This is a genomic window from Buchnera aphidicola (Acyrthosiphon lactucae) (assembly GCF_005083565.1).
Classification (GTDB): Bacteria; Pseudomonadota; Gammaproteobacteria; order Enterobacterales; family Enterobacteriaceae; genus Buchnera; species Buchnera aphidicola_AH.
Window position 1 is genome coordinate 204,429 of sequence record NZ_CP034891.1, and the last position, 19,549, is coordinate 223,977.

Below are 19,549 nucleotides of genomic sequence, written 5' to 3' on the forward strand. Positions count from 1 at the left end.
TTAATAAGTGTACTATAATTTATAAGAATATTTAAGATTAAATTATTAATTTAATATTTTTTAAAAACAATCTCATAATTTTATTATCACTATTTTGAGGAAAATAAAATGAGTTATATTCTTCCTTCTTTACCTTATTCATATAATGCATTAGAACCGTTTTTTGATGAGAAAACCATGAAAATTCATCATACTAAACATCATCAAAATTATATTAACAATACTAATGCTATTTTAGAAAAAACAACTTTTTCTTCATTATCTATCGATGAATTAATGTCTATTTTTAATGAGATTATTTTAGAAAAAAAGAATTTGTTACGTAACAATGCAGGTGGTCATATAAATCATAGTTTTTTTTGGAAAAGTTTAAAATTAGGAACAGTTTTAACAAATGATTTAAAAATAGAAATAGAAAAACAATTTGGTACAATTGATAGGTTTAAAGAACAATTCGAATCAGTAGCACTAAATCATTTTGGATCGGGTTGGGTTTGGTTAGTGAATCAAAATGGTGTTTTATCTATAGTTTCTACTATTAATCAAGACAATCCTTTAATGGGTAAATTAATATCTAATACTTATGGTTATCCTATAATTGGTTTAGATCTTTGGGAACATGCTTATTATTTAAAATATCAAAATAGACGATTAGATTATATTAAAGCTTTTTGGAACGTTGTGAATTGGGAAGAAGCTTCTGATCGTTTACAAAAATAATTTATTTATATTCTTAGAATAACATTTTTTTATATTGATTACATATCAATTTTATTGATTTTATTCTAAATTTTTTCGTATAATTTTTAAAAAACATATAATTTATATTATATGTTTTTTATTTTATAAAATATTAACATAATGATGTTAAGATTAAAGGATATTTTTTGAATACTATTAAAATGATAGTTGGATTATCTAATCCCAAAATAGAATATCACAATACACGTCATAATGCGGGTTCTTGGTATCTATATTCTTTAGCAGAAAATTATTTAAAGAATTTTAAAAAAGAACAAAAATTTTTTGGTTTCACTTCTTTTTTTGATATAGATTCAAATGATATTCGATTTCTTATACCTGATATATTTATGAATTTAAATGGTCAGTCAATTTTTAAAATGGCTTCATTTTATAATATTCATTTAAGTGAAATATTAATAGTTCATGATGATTTAGAACTTCAGCCTGGAATTATAAAATTAAAATATAGCTATGGACATAATGGACATAATGGTTTGAGAAATATTGTTAATGTATTTAACAAGAAAATTAATTTTCATCGACTGAGAATTGGTATCGGTCGTCCAATACATCGTAATCAAATAGCTTCTTTTGTGTTATCAATTCCTACAGAAGAAGAGAAAAAATTAATTCATAAATCAATTTTACATGCAATAAAAGAAAATTTTATTTCAAATATTTTAAGATTTTAATTAGATAAAATCTCTTCTATTTTTAAGGTATATCAGATATGGGTTTTAAATGCGGTATTATAGGATTACCTAATGTTGGTAAATCTACTTTATTTAATCTTTTAACTAAAGGGAATTCAGCAGTTGCTAATTTTCCATTTTGTACTATTAAACCAAATGTAGGTGTTGTTCCAGTTATTGATGAGCGTATCAATCATCTTGCTAAGATTGTTTCTCCTCAAAAAATAGTCCATGCATTTATAGAATTTATAGATATTGCAGGTTTGGTTAAAGGAGCATCTAAAGGTGAAGGATTAGGTAATCAATTTTTAAGTAATATACGAGAGACACATGCCATAGCACATGTCGTTCGTTGTTTTAAAAATGATAATATTACTCATATTTATAATCAAGTCCAACCTTCTAAAGATATAGATATTATTAATACTGAACTTATATTATCTGATTTTGATCTCTGTGAAAAAACTATATTACAATTGCAAAAAAAAAAAGCATTAAAAAATAATGAAATAGAAAAAAAAATTAATGTTTTAAAAAAATGTATAAATCATTTAACAGAATTTTTCATGTTAAAAACTCTTCATTTAAATGAAGAGGAAAAAAAATTAATTAGTTATTTGCGTTTTTTAACTTTAAAACCAACAATGTATATTGCTAATATTAATGAAGAAAAGGAATCTTATTATTTTTTAGATGAGTTAAATAATATAGCTAAAAAAGAAAATGCTATAGTGATTCCAATTTATGAAAATCTAGAATTAGATTTAGTTAAAATGAATAATGAAGAACAAAAATATTTTATGAAAGCTTTTAATATAAAAACTTTAGCTTTAAATAATATTATTTCTGCTGGTTATAAATTATTAAATTTAATAACTTTTTTTACTGTAGGGATAAAAGAAATTCGAGCTTGGGCAATTCTTAATGGAAGTACTAGTATTCAAGCTGCTCATAAAATACATAGTGATTTTAGCAAAGGTTTTATTAGAGCTCAAATTGTAAAATATATAGATTTCATAAAATATAAAAGTGAAGCAAAAATTAAAGAAATGGGAAAATTTAGAATAGAAGGAAAACAATATTATATTAAAGATGGTGATATTATTCATTTTTTATTCAATGTTTAAGAGAATTAATTTTTAATTTTTTTTATATATTATTTTTTTAGAGAGGAAAAAATAATTTTATCCTCTCTAATTTAATTTTTATTTTTCTAATAAAAATGTTTTTAATTTATTAAAAACAGGATTAATATTATATGATAATAATGGAAGATTGATTCTATTTTTTAGCGCACTGGGTAGTGAAATTTTATTTTTTAATATTTTTTCTACAGTATTTTTAAATTTAGCTGGATGAGCAGTTCCTAGAAATAAACCAAATTCATTCTTTTTTAATTGATCTCGTAATAATCGATATGCTATTGCAGCATGAGGTTCAGAAACATAACCTAAATTAAATAGTTCTTTTAATGTTTCTTTGGTAGTATTATCTGATACACTACCAAATCTAAGTTCTTTTAAATTCCATTTTTTTCGAGAAAATAATTCTTCAATTCGAGTCCAATTATTGGGTTGGCTAATGTCCATAGCATTAGAAATTGTAGATACAGTTTTTTTTGGATACCATTTTCCATTACTAAGAAATCTTGGTACTGTATCATTAGAATTTGTGCATGCGATAAATGATTTGATTGGTAAACCAAGAGATTTAGACAATAATCCAGCGGTTAAATTACCAAAATTTCCACATGGAACTGCTATTACTAAATTTTTTCTTTGTTCTTCTGACATTAAAGAAAAAGCTTCAAAATAATAACAAATCTGTGCTAATAATCTACTTATATTAATAGAATTAGCTGAGTTTAATCCTATTGATTCTTTAAGATTTTTATCGTTAAAAGCTTCTTTTACTAGTTTTTGACAATCGTCAAAACTACCGTTAATTGATATAGTTTTTATGTTTTCACCTAAAGTACAAAATAGTTTTTCTTGTAATTCACTAATTTTTCCTTTAGGGTATAAAATAATTACTCGCACATTTTTCATTCTATAAAAAGCATGTGCTACCGCTGCACCTGTGTCACCTGATGTTGCTGTTAAAATAGTAACAGATTCATTTTTTTTATTTAGCGATAGTATCATTTGAGCCATGAAACGTGCTCCAAAATCTTTAAATGCTAATGTTGGTCCGTGAAATAGTTCAAAGCAATGTATATCTTCTGTAATCTTTATTTTTAATGGATTCTTAAATGAAAATGCTTGTTTAACATGTTCATATAGTTTTTCTTTAGATATCTCATGATAAATAAATTTAGAAAGTATTTCAGTACTTCGAGTAATAAAATCCATTTTTAATATTTTTGACAATTCTATAGGTGTAATAACAGGTAGTTTTACTGGGAAAAATAAACCCTGTTGTTGTCCTAATCCTAGTTTGACAGCTGTTTCAAAATTTACTTGTTCGCTATGATTTTTTAAATTATAAAGTTTCATTTTTTTATCCTATTTTACGTACACCTTTTGAATCTAAAAAACAAATGTGAACAAATCCTGTTTTATTCTGTAAGTAATTTTCTGTTAACCATAAAGATATTTTTTGAGCTGTATGTATATTGTCAGAAATAGAAAAAATAGTAGGTCCTGAACCAGATATGCCACAACTTATAGCGCCAATTTTTTTTATTTTTTCTTTAGCTTTTAAGAAATTAGGTAATAATTTAATACGATATGGTTCTGCTATAAAATCTTGCATTAATCTTGCTGCTAAATAAGGTTGTTTACTATATGAAGCATGAATAAAACCAGCTAAATAACGACTATTTTTAATACATATTTCTTTTTGGTATTTTTTTGGTAATATTTCTCTTGCTTTCGAAGTAGGAACTTTAATTCCTGGCCAAGCTATTATCCAAAACCAATTTTTAAAACTTGGAATTTTTTGGCTTATTATTTCAGAATCTTCTAATATTAGCTGTAGTCCTCCAAGATAAGATGGAGCAACGTTATCATAGTGAATACCTCCTGATATTTCTCCCTCTATTTCTCCCATAAGAAGTAATAATTCTTTTGAATTTAAAGGTTTATTACAAAATTCATTAATTGCAACTAAAGTAGCAACTATTGAACAAGCACTAGAGCCCAATCCTGATCCAATCGGCATGTTTTTTTCTAATATAATAGAAACTGGAATATTTTTTTTTATGATATTACAAAATTTCAACCAGCATTTCCAAACAATATTTTGTTCAGTATTTTTAGGTAGTTGATCAGAAAACATACCTTTATTAACTAAGTTAAACTTTTTGGATAATTTTACTGTTACAAAATCACCTAATAAAGAACCGTTTATAGGCATAATTGCTGCACCTAAAATATCAAATCCTACTCCAACATTACCAATAGAAGCTGGTGCATAAATTTTAATCATTACTATGCTCCTGACGTTTATGATAGTGTACGTAGTAAGTCGGAAAATACTCCAGACGCTGTAACATTATTACCAGCACCGTAACCTCTTAATACTAAAGGAATTGGTTGATAATAATTAGTATAAAATGCTAATGCATTTTCACCATTTTTTACTTTATATAATGGATCGTTAATGTTGACTTCTTCAAGTTTTACAAAAAATTGTCTTTTTTGTTCTATTGTTGCAACAAATCGTAGTACATTTCCTGCATTTTGTGCTTGGTTGATTTTTTTAAGAAAATATAAATCTAATTCTTTTAATTTTAATAGAAAATTATCAACATCTTCATATCCTTTAAAAGTGTTTGGTAACAAAGGTTCAATTTTAATATCTTTTAGCTCTATATTATATCCAGATTCACGTGCTAAAATTAGTAATTTTCTTGCAACATCTATACCAGATAAATCATCACACGGATTTGGTTCAGTAAAACCTAATTCTTTAGCTTCTCTAGTAGCTTGTGATAATAAAATTCCTTCTTCTAATCTTCCAAAGATAAAAGATAATGATCCAGATAATATTCCTTTAAATCGAATTAAAGTATCACCTGTGTTAAATAAATTTTTAAGAGTATCTATTACTGGTAATCCTGCTCCGACATTAGTTTCATATAAAAATTTTTTATTTTTTTTAAAAGTAGCATTTCTTATTTTTTTATAGTAATCCCATTCACTAGTGTTTGCTTTTTTATTTGAAGTAACTACATGAAAACCGTTATAAATAAAATTTACATATTGTTCGGCTAATAATTGATCAGATGTGCAATCAACAATTACCGAATTTGAAAAATTATTATTTTTAATTAAATTATTTAACAATTCTAAATTAAATTTTTTAGTTGATTTTTGGAAATCATTTTTCCAATTACATAAATTATTTCTATCATCTAAAAATAATATTTTTTTGGAATTAGCAATAGCACAAATTTTAATTTCTATATTTTTTTCATCTAAAAGATTTTTTTGTTTTAATATTTGTTTTAGTAGTGTGCTACCAATTCCACCTATTCCTATTAAAAAAACATGAATTATTTTTTTATTACAAAATAATGTATTATGAACGTTTTCAACAGCTTTTAAAATATATTCTTTTTTAATTACTAGTGAAATAGAATGTTCTGAAGAGCCTTGTGCAATTGCAAGAATATTAATTTTTGAAGCACCTAAAGTAGAACATATTTTTGACGCAATATTATATTTTTTATAAATATTAGATCCAACTACCGAAAGAATAGATAAATTTTTTTTTATTTTAAAAGGATGTAATAATTTATCTTTTAATTCCAATTGAAATTCTTTATTTAATGAGTATAAAACTTTTTCAATGTCATATTCAAAAATGCAAAAATTCATTTTATATTCTGAAGATGATTGAGTAATTAATAATGTTTTAATATTATCTCTTGAAATTATAGTAAATATACGTGGAATTATATTTCCTATATCTTTTATATTAGGTCCAGATATATTAAACATAGCTATGTCATCAAGATGAGTAACACCTTTTAGAAAATCTTTTTCAGAATAATTTTTTTGACAAATCAAAGTTCCAACAGATTTAATGTTATTAGTATTTTTAATAAAACATGGTATTTTAAATTGAGAAATTGGTTCAATAGTACGAGGATGTAATACCTTAGCGCCAAAGTAAGATAGTTCCATTGCTTCTTGATATGATATTGATTTTAATAAATAAGTATTTTGAACGGTTCTTGGATCAGAAGTAAAAACTCCATCAACATCAGTCCAAATTTCACAACAATTAGCATCTAAACAAGCTGCTAAAACTGCAGCGGAATAATCAGAACCATTTCTTCCTAATACTACTAATTTTTTATCTTGGTTGCCTGAAATAAAACCAGCCATCAAAATAATATGATTTTTATTAATATTAATATTATTAATACGTTTTTTAGATTGATATATATCAACACTTGAATCTAAATAATTATTACCTAAAGAAACAAAATTCTTAACTGGATCAATAACAGTTACATTATAATTTTTAGATTGCAATATACTTTTCATTATAAAAACAGAAAGTATTTCTCCACGAGAAATTATAGTAGCACGAATATTATCTGGACATTGTTTTAATAATATAATTCCATGTATTATATTTTTTAATTTATCAAATTCTTTTTTTATATTTTCTTCTATTTCATGATAAGGAAAATTAGATTGTATTTTTAAAATATTTTTTATTAACTCAATAAATATATTTTCCGCAAGATGTATAGTTTCTAAAATTTGATTATTCTTAATTGTTTTTTCTACAATTTTAACTAGATAGTTAGTAATTCTAGCTGGTGCTGAAAGTACTACTGCAATTTGTTCTTTTTTGATTTTTTCTTCTATAATATTAGCTACGCATAAAAATTTTTCCGCATTAGCTAATGAAGTTCCACCAAATTTTAATAATTTCATATTTTATAATTCCTTATATTTATATCATAAAAAAACCTGCTTTTTAGTATGAGCAGGTTTTTTTGAAAAAATGTTATTTAAGCCTAGATCATAACTAGTTATAATAATTAGAACAGCTATTCTAGTGAAAAGGCTATAAATAGATATTAATATTTTTTGTGAATACGTAAAGTGCGTCAATTAATTGTATTAGATGATATCTTTTAATATAGTTTATATTTTAAATTAAAAATATTGTTATTTATTTAGAATGCTGTAAAAGCAGTATTTTTTGATTTTATCATAAATTAGATGTATGTATTGTTTATAAAAAAAATAATAATGAAAATTATTTATTTTTTATCAAAAAACATTGTATTTTTTTTTACATTTAATATTTAATATTAAAATAATAAATATAACATAAATTACATTTTGATATAGATAGAATATATTTTTTTAATCATAATAATTTTTTTATATAACCATTTTATTAATAAATTTATTTATTGAGTTAATTTTTATAACATAACGATCATTATTAGTGCAATAATTTAAAAAATAAATGTTATAGTTTTAATTATATATTAGAATTTTTTCAAAATATGTTGTTTTTTAATAAAAAAACTAGTTTTTTTAAATTTAAATTTTTAATATAATTTAATTCACACTAACCATTTAGTTGATATTATGAAACATACTATTCAAGTTGTCATTACTGAAAAAGAACTTGATATCCGTGTTCGAGAATTAGGTCAAGAAATTACTAAAAAATATAGAAATAGTCAGAATAAAATGATATTAATAGCATTATTACGTGGTTCTTTTGTATTTATAGCAGATTTATGTCGTAGAATTCACATTAAACACGAAATAGATTTTATGACAACCTCTAGTTATGGACGGGGAATGCTCTCTAGTGGCGACGTAAAAATTATAAAAGATTTAGATGAAGATATCTATGATAAAAATGTTTTAATTGTAGAAGATATTATTGATTCAGGAAAAACTTTAAGTAAAGTATTAGGTATTTTAAAACTTAGAAATCCAAAATCATTATCAATTTGCACTCTTTTAGATAAACCGGAATGTCGTGAGGTAGACATTAGTGTTGATTTTATAGGTTTTTCTATTTTAGAAAATTTTTTTATAGTAGGTTATGGTATTGATTACGCTCAATCTTATCGTTATCTTCCATATATAGGAAAAGTAGTTTTTAAAAAATAAAATTAAAATAGATATATTTTAATTAAAAAAAATTTTTTTATTATCAATTAAACGAGTTTTTCCTAACCACACAGATGCTAAAAGAATAACTTCTTTAACGTTTTTAGAAGGATTTTTTAATGTTTTAGAATTATATATATTAAAAATATCAATAGAAAATCCTTTTTTAATTAATAAAATACGGGATGAATAAATAATTTCTTTTCTACTGTAACTTTTTCTTTTTTTAATTTTTTTACATGTTGCTTTTATAACTTTATATAAATAAGGTGCTATTTTATTTTCTTGATTGGTTAAGTTATTATTTCTTGAACTTAAAGCAAGTCCGTTTTTTAGTCGTATTATAGGTAAACTAATTATATTTATCATATAATTTAGTTCTTTTACAAGCATTTTTATTATTAATAATTGTTGATAATCTTTTTCTCCAAAAAAAGCAAAATCTGGTTGTATAAAATTAAATAACTTAGAAACAATTGTTGTTACACCTTTAAAATGTCCTGGACGTGATTGACCTTCTAAGATTTCAGATAATTTTGGAACTTCAACAAATGTTTGTTTTTTTATACCGTTTGGATAAATTTGACTTACATAAGGAACAAAAATTATGTCTACATTTTGTTCTTTTAATATCTGACAATCTGCTCTAAAGGTTTGTGGGTAATTTTCCAGATCGGATAAATTATTAAATTGCATTGGATTAATAAAAATGCTTACTATAATAATATCTACGTGTTTTTTTGCTAATAATATTAATTTTATATGACCATCATGTAAATTTCCCATTGTAGGAACTAGTCCTATTTTTTTATTTGTTTTTTTTAAAATAATTATTTTTTTATATAATGTTTCTATTTTTTTGATAATATACATTATAACTCCAAATTTTTAAAAACTATATTTTTTGTTTGGATAAATACCTTTTTCAACTTCATATATATATTTTTGAATAGATTTTTGAATACTACCATTTTCAGAAAGAAAATTTTTTGTAAAACTAGGTTTTTTCCCTTCAGTAATTCCTAATAAATCATGCATTACAAGAATTTGTCCATCAGTATATTTACCTGATCCTATACCGATAACCGGAATAGATAAATTTTTCGTAATTTTTTTTGCTAATTTTTCTGGAATACATTCTACTACTAGCATTTTAATGCCAGATTCTTCTAATAATAAGGCTTCATCTATTAGTTTATTTGCGTCTTTTTTTTCTTTTCCTTGAACTTTATATCCGCTTAAATAATTAAAGGATTGAGGTGTTAAACCTATATGACCACATACTAATATTGATCTGTTAGATAGTTCTTTAACAATTTCAACTAACCATTTTCCTCCTTCTATTTTTATCATATTTGCACCAGATCTAATAATTTTTGCTGTATTTTTAAGAGCTTGTCTAGTTTCATAATAAGACATGAAAGGTAAATCAGATAACAAGAAAGTATTTGGCGCTCCTTTTCTAACTGCTTTTGTATGATATTCAATATCTTGAACTTTTACTGGTAATGTAGAACTATGACCTTGTATAGTCATCCCGAGAGAATCGCCTATTAGTATAACTGGAATACCTTGATTAGAAAATAATTTAGAAAAGCTAAAGTCATAAGCTGTAATAGCCGCAAATTTTTTTTTATTTTTTTTCCAATTTTCTAATTTAGAAATTGTAATACATTCCATATTTACTCCAGTTAATTTTTATGATAATAATATGAATTAAATCAAGAAAGGATATTCGAATGGATTTTTTTGAATCAATCGAACATCCTGATCTAAATTTTTTAATCTACAAAATTAACCAGTCATTTGTTTTTCTCTAATTTCTGCTAATGTTTTACAATCAATGCAAAGATTAGCAGTAGGTCTGGCTTCTAAACGACGAATTCCAATTTCAATACCACAAGAACTACAGTAACCAAAATCTTTTTCTTTAATTTTTTTTAAAGTTATTTCAATTTTTTTAATTAATTTTCGACTACGATCACGATTTCGTAAATCTAAACTAAATTCTTCTTCTTGTGTAGCTCGATCAATAGGATCTGGAAAATTTGTTGCTTTATCTTGTATATAGAGTAGAGTATGGTGAATTTCATCTTTTAGTTGATTTTTCCATGTTTTAAGAATTTTATAAAAGTGTAACATTTGATCTTCATTCATGTATTTTTCGTCTATTTTTTCTTGATAAGGTTGCAAACCTGCAATAGAAAGAACATTTAAAGATGATGTTTTTTTATTTTTGTCTTTTTCCATAGCTCTCTCCAATGATAATATTTTACTAAATATTGAACATATAAGAAAATTATTAATATAATTAATTTATATTATTTTTATAATTTTAAATTTAGTAAATATTTTTTTAAGATATATTAAATTTATATTTTTTCTTATTTTATGTGTTAAGTAGTCATTATAATAAATTTTTTTAACATAAACTATAATTAAATATGTTTTTTATATGATTAGATTTTTTTTTACATACATATACTACTTTGTATAAAAAGTACAAATTTATTATTTTTTTCAATATTATAATAGGATTCTTTTTAAATGGCATTTAATAATATTAAAAGATTTGCTTTAGGAGTTGAATATGATGGAAGTCTCTATTATGGATGGCAGAGTCAAAAAAGAGTACCTAGTATTCAAGCAGAAATAGAAAGAGCTTTATCTATAATTGCTAATCATAAGGTAGATGTTATATGTGCAGGTCGAACTGATGCTGGAGTACATAGTATAGGTCAGGTTATACATTTTAATACTACAGCAGTGAGAAAAAAATCGTCTTGGTCAATAGGAGTAAATAGTTATTTATCTAAAAATATTTCTATTGTATGGGTTAGAGAAGTTCCAGAAAGTTTTCATGCTCGTTATAGTGCTATTACACGTTCTTATCGTTATATAATATATAATTATAGTCTTCGTTCTGCTATTTTTCAGAATAAAATAAATCATATTTATAGAAAATTAAATGTAAATAAAATGTATTCTGAAGCTCAATTTTTATTAGGAGAACATGATTTTACATCTTTTAGAGCACTCAGTTGTCAATCATATTCTCCTTTTAGAAATATTAAAAAATTAAATGTTTTTCGTTTAAATCATTGGGTAATAATTGATATTACAGCCAATTCTTTTTTACATCATATGGTTCGAAATATTGTTGGTTCTTTAATTGAAATTGGAATTTCTAAAAAAAAAGAATTTTGGATAAAAGAGTTATTACAAAAAAAAGACAGAAATTATGCAGGAGCTACTGCACCAGCTAAAGGTTTATATTTAGTATATGTAGAATATCCTTTACATTTTAATTTGCCCAAATCACCATATACTTCTATATTTTTTAAATAAAAAAATGTTAAATTGTTTTTTGTTTATAAATTTTTAGTAAAACATTTTCGATAAAATTTCAAGGAATGATTAATATATATGAATATAAAAAAAAAAATTTTAATAAAAATTTTTTTATCTATGTTAATTTTAATTATTTTTTATGGGTTATATTTGTATATTAAGATAGATCGATCAATTAATGGAAAAGTATGGAGTTTTCCTAATGCAATATATGGACGTATAGTGAATTTAGCACCAGGTAATTTATATTCTCAGAAAGAGTTATTAAGTCTTTTAAAAAGTAGAATGTATAGAAAAGTCGATTTAGTTATGTTACCAGGAGAATATAGTATAAAAGATAATACTATAGAATTTATACGACGTTCTTTTGATTTTCCTGATATTAAAGAAGGTGAGTTGCATACACTTTTATCTTTTAAAAAAAATACTTTAATAGAAATTAAAAATATTGAAAATAATCGTAATTTTAGTTTTTTTCGTTTAGAACCTAAATTAATTAATATATTAAAATCTCCTGAAAGACAGAAACGTATATTTTTTTCTCGTAATAAATATCCAGAAATGTTAGTGAAAACATTATTAGCAATTGAAGATAAGTATTTTTATGAACATGATGGTATTCAGATATCTTCTATAGGTCGAGCTTTTTTAGTAAATACGATGGCTGGTCGTACAATTCAAGGTGGAAGTACTTTGACGCAACAGTTGATAAAAAATATGTTTTTAACAAATAATCGTTCAATATTAAGGAAAATGAATGAAATTTATATGGCTTTAATTTTAGATGGTTTTTACACAAAAGATCGGATTTTAGAACTATATTTAAATGAAGTATATTTGGGACAAGATGGTGATGAACAAATTCGAGGATTTCCTCTTGCTAGTATTTGTTATTTTGGTCGGCCAATAGATGAATTAACTTTAGATCAGTATGCTTTATTAGTTGGAATGGTAAAAGGAGCATCTTTATATAGTCCTTGGACTCATCCTGAATCTGCATTAAAAAGAAGAAACTTAGTTTTATTTTTATTATATAAACAAAATTATATTACAAAAAAAATTTATGAAGATTTATGTAGACGATCTTTAAATGTTCAACCTAAAGGAAATATTACTTCACTGCATCCTTCTTTTATACAACTTGTATGCAAAGAATCTAAAAAAAAAATTAGTAGTTCAATAAAAAATTTTTCAGGAATTAAAATATTTACAACCCTAGATTCTATTTCACAAAATGCAGTAGAACAAGCTGTAAAAATAGAAATACCTATATTAAAAAGAAAAAAAGGACTAAAAGATTTAGAAGTTGCTATGATAGTAGTAGATAGATTTAATGGAGAAATTCAAGCACTAGTTGGAAGTTCTAAGCCAGAATTTAATGGTTATAATCGAGCTTTAAAAGCTCGTCGTTCCATTGGTTCTTTATCTAAGCCTATAACATATTTAACTGCTTTATCACAACCAAAAAAATACAATTTAAATACTTGGATTTCTGATCGTCCTATTTCAATTAAATTAGATAATGGTCAATACTGGATACCAAAAAATAATAATTTTTCTTTTAGTGGAAAAGTAATGTTATTAGATGCTTTAATTAATTCTATTAACATTCCTACAGTTAATCTTAGTATAGATATAGGTTTAAAAAAAATAGTTGATAGCTGGTTGCATTTAGGTATTTCTAAAAATCGTATTACTTCTTTTCCATCAATATCTTTAGGGGCTATTAATTTAACACCTATTGAAGTAGCACAAGTATTTCAAATAATTGCAAGTGGTGGTTACAAGTCATTATTATCATCAGTTAGATCAATTGTTTCTGATGACGGTAAAGTCTTTTATCAAACTTTACCTCAATCAAAACATATAGAATCTTCTGAAGCGTCTTATTTGACACTATATGCTATGCAACAAGTAGTTAATAGTGGAACAGCAAAATCACTAGGAGCAATTTTTAAGGAATTTTCTTTGGCTGGTAAAACTGGTACAACAAATAATTTAGTTGATAATTGGTTTGTAGGTATTGATGGAAAACAAATTGCAATTATTTGGGTAGGTAGAGATAATAATCAAACAACAAAGTTGTATAGTGCTTCTGGAGCAATGCAAATTTATAGGAGATATCTTCAATATCAACATCCAATACCTCTAATATTAAAACCTCCAAAAAATATTAATATGTTTTATATTGATGATTCAGGAAAATTATTTTGTGAAAAAAACGATAAACATAATCGAATTTTACCAATATGGTCTTTAAAAAATAAAGAAATTTGTACTCAAAATAAATTTTCAGAAAATCTTTCAATAAAAGAGAAAAAAAATTTTTTATTTTGGTTAAAAGATTTATTTTAAAACACAATAAAAATTTTTTTTTGTTTAACTGCATATTATTAATGTTAATTTGAGATTATTTTATTAATGAAAAATTTTTCATTATATTGTATATAAATAGAATTAAAATAATTGATCAAGTCACTTAAAGAATAATAAAAAAATTTTTTACTGTCATTTGATTCAAAAATTTTAAATATGAGAATTTATAGTATGTTAATTAAATTTTTAACTAAAATTTTTAGCAATCGTAATAATCGTTTTTTAAAAAAGTTTAAAAAAATAGTTTTATCTATTAATAAATTAGAAAAAAATTTTGAAAATTTATCAGATGAAAAATTAAAAGAAAAAACAACAATTTTGCGTCTACGATTAAGTAATGGTGAAACTTTAGATGATATATTACCAGAAGCTTTTGCTACAGTTAGAGAAGCAAGTAAGCGTATTTTTAATATGCGTCATTTTGATGTACAAATTCTTGGGGGAATAGTTTTAAATAAACAATGTGTTGCAGAAATGCGGACAGGAGAAGGAAAAACCTTAACGTCCACTTTACCTGCTTATTTAAATGCATTAAGCGGAAAAGGTGTACATATAGTAACTATGAATGATTATTTAGCTCAGAGAGATGCTGAAAAAAATACTCCATTATTTGAATTTCTTGGTTTAACAGTAGGTTTAAATTCATCTGATATGTCTTTTTCTTCTAAAAGAAAAGCTTATTTATCTGATATTACTTATGGTACAAATAATGAATATGGATTTGATTATTTACGTGATAACATGGTTTTTTCTCCTGAGCAAAGAGTACAAAGAGGATTACATTATGCATTAGTAGATGAAGTGGATTCAATTTTGATAGATGAAGCTAGAACTCCTTTAATTATTTCAGGTCCGTCAGAAGATAGTTCTGAACTATATAAAGAAATCAATAAAATTGTTCCTTACTTAATTTCACAAGAAAAAGAAGATTCAGATTTTTTTCATGGAACAGGACATTTTTCTATTGATGAAAAATCAAAACAAGTATATTTAACAGAAAGAGGATTAATTGAAGTTGAAAAAATATTATTTGACAAAAAATTAATGAATACAGGTGAATCATTATATTCTTCTAATAACATAATATTGATGCATCATGTTTTATCTGCACTCCGTGCTCATAAATTATTTATTCGAGATGTAGATTATCTCATAAAAGATAATTGTGTGATTATTGTGGATGAACATACAGGTCGTACTATGCCAGGAAGAAGATGGTCTGATGGATTACATCAAGCAATAGAAGCAAAAGAAGATGTTCCTATAAAAAATGAGAATCAAACTCTAGCATCTATTACTTTTCAAAATTATTTTCGTTTATATAAAAAAATAGCAGGTATGACAGGTACTGCGGAAACTGAATCTTTTGAATTTAGTTCTATTTATAATCTTGAGACTATTGTCATACCAACAAATAGAAAAATGATACGTCAGGATTTACCTGATTTAGTATATGTTACTGAAAAAGAAAAAATCAACGCTATTATTAAAGATGTGCAAGAATGTATAAGTTTAAATAAACCTGTTTTAGTTGGTACAGTTTCTATTGAAAAATCAGAAGTTATTTCTAAAGAGTTATTAAAATTAAAAATTGATCATAGTGTTTTAAATGCTAAATTTCATGCTAAAGAAGCTGAAATTATAGCACAAGCAGGAAAACCTAAATCCATTACAATTGCTACTAATATGGCTGGTAGAGGAACAGATATAGTTCTTGGAGGTAATTTAGAAGTAGAATTAAATCGATATAAAAATATAACTGAATATGAAGTAAAAAAAATTAAAAAAAAATGGCAAAAAGAGCATGATTTAGTTGTTTCTGCTGGTGGGTTACATATAATTGGAACTGAACGTCATGAATCGCGTCGGATTGATAATCAACTAAGAGGTCGTTCTGGTCGTCAAGGAGATAGTGGATCTTCGCGTTTTTATCTTTCTATGGAAGATTCGTTAATGCGAATTTTTGCATCTGATAAAATTATTTATATGATGCGAAAATTAGGATTGTCTTCAAATGAAGCAATTGAACATCCCTGGGTGACAAAAGCTATAGAAAATGCTCAAAAAAAAGTAGAAAATAGAAATTTTGATATTAGAAAACAATTATTAGAATATGATGATGTGATTAATGAACAGCGTAGTGCAATTTACTCGCAACGTAATAAATTAATTGATGCAAAAGATATAAAAGTAATAATTTACGATATTTTAGAAGATGTTTTGAAAAAAAATATTTTTGTATATATACCTAAAAATACTTTGAAAGATAAATGGAATATTATTGATTTAGAATACAAATTAAATACTGACTTTCATTTAAATATACCAATTTTAAATTGGTTAACTATAGAACCTAACTTAAAAGATAAAAAAATTATAAAAAAAATAATTGATTTTGCAAAAATTAATTATGAAAAAAAAGAAAAATTAATTGGTGAAAAAAATTTACGTATAATAGAAAAAACTATTATGTTGCAAACATTAGATTCACTTTGGAAAGAGCATTTATCAGCTATAGATTATCTAAGACAAGGTATCCATTTACGTGGTTATGCTCAAAAAGATCCCAAACAAGAATATAAACGAGAATCTTTTAATATGTTTTCTAGCATGTTAGAATTGTTAAAATATGAAGTAGTATCATTTCTCAGCAAGATTAATTTATCTTATTCAAAAAAATATATAGATTTAAATAAACATTTAACAGGAAATTTTAATAATACTAAAATCAGTCGAAATGCACTTTGCTTATGTGGTTCAGGAAAAAAATATAAGTATTGTCATGGTATTTTATGAAATTTTATTTTTATAAAAAAATAAAAGATATGTTTTATATTAAGGATAAATCTAATGAATTGTATAGAAGCAGCAATTGGGATTATTATAAATAAAAAAAAAAGTATATGTCACTAGAGGAAAATATAAAAAAAATATATGGGAGTTTCCAGGTGGAAAGATTAAAAAACATGAGAACATAGTACATGCATTAAAAAGAGAGTTATTAGAAGAAGTGGGAATTAACATATTAGAAGTTAATTTTTTTAAATATATAGAGCATATAAATTATAAAAAAAAAATAAAATTATATTTTTTTTTAATAAAAAAATGGAAAAATAAACCTTATAGTATTGAAGGATATTCTTATCATTGGAAATTTTTATATAATTTAAAATCTTCTGATTTTCCACCTGCGAATTATGATGTTATAACTTTTCTTAAAGAAAAATATTAATTTTTTTTTATTAAAAATATTTAAATTTAAGATTTTTTTAAAATAAATAATAAAAATATATTTAATATATTAGTAAAATTTTGTTAAATAATTTTTTTTAATGTCTATTATTTTTTTTTTATGATACTTTTCTGATAAATATGAATAAAATATATTAAAATAATAAATATATAAATTTATATTTTTAATGTTTTTATTATTGAAAATAATATCATCTGATATAGAAATTCTTGCTTTTCTAGTAGTTTGTAATGAAATAATTTTTTTAGCTTCTACATGACTAATATTATCTCTTTTAATTATACGTTTTATTTGTTCTTTTACTGGTGTATCAACTAAAAGAATTCGATGAGCTTTTTTTTCTAATTTTTTTTCAATTAATAACGGTACTACCCATAAACACCAATTTGATTGTGTAATTTTTATTTGATTTTTAGTTTCTTGATAGATTTTAGGATACAATAGATTTTCTAACCATAAACGATCATTTTTATTATTAAAAACATATTTTCTTAGTAGAAAACGATTAATTGAATTGTCTATATTTAATATTTTTTTTCCAAACTTTTTTTTGATAGACAATGATATTGTTGAATTAAATTCTATTATATTTTTTGCGATAGTGTCTGTATCAATAATGTTGATGCCTATTTTTTTAAATTCATTAGAGACGGTAGTTTTTCCACTACCAATACCTCCAGTAAGTGCTACAATATAAGTCATGATATTTTAAATTTTTATTATTAGTATAGTATGTTTAAATTAGGATAACAATTTTATGAGAATTGAAGAAGATATAAAACTAGGTTTTAAAGATGTATTAATTAGACCAAAACGTTCTACATTAAAAAGTCGTGCTCAAGTCGATCTTATTCGTTGTTTTTCTTTTAAATATTCTTCTAGTATTTGGTCTGGTATTCCTATTATTGCTGCAAATATGGATACTATAGGTACATTTGAAATGGTTAGATCTTTATCAGATTTTAATATACTAACAGCAGTCCATAAGTATTATTCTTTTGAAGAATGGAAAACTTTTGTTAATTCATCTTCTAAAGAAGTATTAAATCATGTAATTGTATCAATTGGAACTTCCAATATAGACTTTTCAAAAATGAAAAAAATTTTTTTATTATCTTCTGAATTAAAATATATTTGTATTGATGTCGCTAATGGTTATTCTGAACATGTTGTTTCTTTTTTAAAGTTAGTCAGAGAATGTTTTCCAGATAAAATTATTTGTGCTGGAAATGTTGTTACTGGTGAAATGGTTGAAGAATTAATACTTTCTGGAGCAGATATAGTTAAAGTTGGTATTGGTCCGGGTTCGGTATGTACTACACGCATGAAAACCGGAATTGGTTATCCTCAATTATCAGCTATTATAGAATGTGCTGATGCAGCACATGGATTAAATGGACAAATCATTAGTGATGGAGGATGTTCTGTTTCTGGAGATATTGCTAAAGCTTTTGGAGGAGGTGCAGATTTTGTTATGTTAGGAGGAATGCTTTCAGGTCATAAGGAATGTTCAGGAAACATAGTTGAAGAAAAATCAAAAAAATATATGTTATTTTATGGAATGAGTTCTATTTCTGCAATGAAACGTTATGAAGGTAAAATTGCAGGATATCGTGCATCTGAAGGAAAAACAGTTAAAATACCTTTTCGGGGAAATGTAGAAAATACTATACGTGATATTCTAGGAGGATTGCGTTCTTCTTGTACCTATGTAGGTGCAGAAAAGTTAAAAGAATTAACAAAAAGAACTACATTTATACGAGTTACTGAACAAGAAAATTGTGTTTTTAATATTTTTAAAGAATAAAAATATTTATTGAAAAAGTTTTTATATTTTAAAATCAATAAAATTAATTATACTTATGTATATTTAATTTTATTGATTTTTTTTAGATATTCATAACTAATTTTAAATTAAGATAATAATATATAAAGATAAAATTTTTATTAAAATAAAAAACTCATTGTAATAATTTTTTATATTAAATTTTAATTTAATCATTAAATACATATAATGTATAAGGAATTTA

General features: G+C 24.0%; 16 protein-coding genes. 9 read left to right on the forward strand and 7 right to left on the reverse strand.

What is annotated here, in order from left to right; genetic code table 11:
• Positions 1-108: 108 nt before the first annotated feature.
• From D9V61_RS00960 to ychF, 3 genes are all read left to right on the forward strand, one after another.
• Complete coding sequence (locus tag D9V61_RS00960) at positions 109-720, forward strand: Fe-Mn family superoxide dismutase (protein WP_158339383.1); 612 nt, start codon at positions 109-111, stop codon at positions 718-720.
• 182 nt (positions 721-902) lie between these two features.
• Complete coding sequence (pth, locus tag D9V61_RS00965) at positions 903-1,436, forward strand: aminoacyl-tRNA hydrolase (protein ID WP_158339761.1); 534 nt, start codon at positions 903-905, stop codon at positions 1,434-1,436.
• A 38-nt stretch (positions 1,437-1,474) separates the two neighbouring features.
• A complete protein-coding gene (ychF, locus tag D9V61_RS00970) occupies positions 1,475-2,563 on the forward strand; it encodes a redox-regulated ATPase YchF (RefSeq protein ID WP_158339384.1) in 1,089 nt (362 codons plus the stop codon).
• A 78-nt stretch (positions 2,564-2,641) separates the two neighbouring features.
• Here ychF and thrC read toward each other — a convergent pair whose 3' ends face one another.
• From thrC to thrA, 3 genes are read right to left on the reverse strand one after another with little or no spacing between them, the layout of a single operon-like run.
• The gene (gene thrC, locus D9V61_RS00975; protein WP_158339385.1) at positions 2,642-3,931 is read right to left on the reverse strand and encodes a threonine synthase; all 1,290 of its coding nucleotides are present in this window, start codon (positions 3,929-3,931) and stop codon (positions 2,642-2,644) included.
• 4 nt (positions 3,932-3,935) lie between these two features.
• Entirely contained in the window at positions 3,936-4,865 is a 930-nt protein-coding gene (thrB, locus tag D9V61_RS00980; protein WP_158339386.1) for a homoserine kinase, read from the reverse strand.
• 17 nt (positions 4,866-4,882) lie between these two features.
• Positions 4,883-7,333, reverse strand: coding sequence for a bifunctional aspartate kinase/homoserine dehydrogenase I (gene thrA, locus D9V61_RS00985; protein ID WP_158339387.1), 2,451 nt, complete (start codon positions 7,331-7,333; stop codon positions 4,883-4,885).
• A gap of 669 nt (positions 7,334-8,002) precedes the next feature.
• On the opposite strand from thrA, the gene hpt reads away from it, so the two are divergent.
• Positions 8,003-8,539: a hypoxanthine phosphoribosyltransferase gene (gene hpt / locus D9V61_RS00990; RefSeq protein ID WP_158339388.1), complete on the forward strand. Its 537-nt coding sequence runs from the start codon at positions 8,003-8,005 to the stop codon at positions 8,537-8,539.
• Positions 8,540-8,557: 18 nt separating this feature from the next.
• On the opposite strand, the gene panC is transcribed toward hpt, so the two are convergent.
• The 3 genes from panC to dksA form a co-directional block, all read right to left on the reverse strand.
• The gene (gene panC / locus D9V61_RS00995) at positions 8,558-9,412 is read right to left on the reverse strand and encodes a pantoate--beta-alanine ligase (RefSeq protein WP_158339389.1); all 855 of its coding nucleotides are present in this window, start codon (positions 9,410-9,412) and stop codon (positions 8,558-8,560) included.
• A 15-nt stretch (positions 9,413-9,427) separates the two neighbouring features.
• Entirely contained in the window at positions 9,428-10,219 is a 792-nt protein-coding gene (panB, locus tag D9V61_RS01000) for a 3-methyl-2-oxobutanoate hydroxymethyltransferase (protein ID WP_158339390.1), read from the reverse strand.
• Between the two features lie 114 nt (positions 10,220-10,333).
• Entirely contained in the window at positions 10,334-10,789 is a 456-nt protein-coding gene (dksA, locus tag D9V61_RS01005; RefSeq protein ID WP_158339391.1) for an RNA polymerase-binding protein DksA, read from the reverse strand.
• A 297-nt stretch (positions 10,790-11,086) separates the two neighbouring features.
• Between dksA and truA the strand changes: the two genes are divergently transcribed.
• From truA to D9V61_RS01025, 4 genes are all read left to right on the forward strand, one after another.
• Positions 11,087-11,887: a tRNA pseudouridine(38-40) synthase TruA gene (truA, locus tag D9V61_RS01010; RefSeq protein WP_158339392.1), complete on the forward strand. Its 801-nt coding sequence runs from the start codon at positions 11,087-11,089 to the stop codon at positions 11,885-11,887.
• A 78-nt stretch (positions 11,888-11,965) separates the two neighbouring features.
• Positions 11,966-14,245: a penicillin-binding protein 1B gene (gene mrcB / locus D9V61_RS01015; protein WP_261979464.1), complete on the forward strand. Its 2,280-nt coding sequence runs from the start codon at positions 11,966-11,968 to the stop codon at positions 14,243-14,245.
• Between the two features lie 192 nt (positions 14,246-14,437).
• A complete protein-coding gene (gene secA, locus D9V61_RS01020) occupies positions 14,438-17,062 on the forward strand; it encodes a preprotein translocase subunit SecA (RefSeq protein ID WP_158339394.1) in 2,625 nt (874 codons plus the stop codon).
• Positions 17,063-17,222: 160 nt separating this feature from the next.
• Positions 17,223-17,498 (forward strand): DNA mismatch repair protein MutT, encoded by a 276-nt coding sequence (locus D9V61_RS01025; protein WP_261979471.1) that lies wholly within the window; start codon positions 17,223-17,225, stop codon positions 17,496-17,498.
• Positions 17,499-17,567: 69 nt separating this feature from the next.
• On the opposite strand, the gene coaE is transcribed toward D9V61_RS01025, so the two are convergent.
• The gene (gene coaE, locus D9V61_RS01030; protein ID WP_158339395.1) at positions 17,568-18,221 is read right to left on the reverse strand and encodes a dephospho-CoA kinase; all 654 of its coding nucleotides are present in this window, start codon (positions 18,219-18,221) and stop codon (positions 17,568-17,570) included.
• A 55-nt stretch (positions 18,222-18,276) separates the two neighbouring features.
• On the opposite strand from coaE, the gene D9V61_RS01035 reads away from it, so the two are divergent.
• Positions 18,277-19,326, forward strand: coding sequence for a GMP reductase (locus D9V61_RS01035; protein WP_158339396.1), 1,050 nt, complete (start codon positions 18,277-18,279; stop codon positions 19,324-19,326).
• The last annotated feature ends 223 nt before the right edge of the window (positions 19,327-19,549 follow it).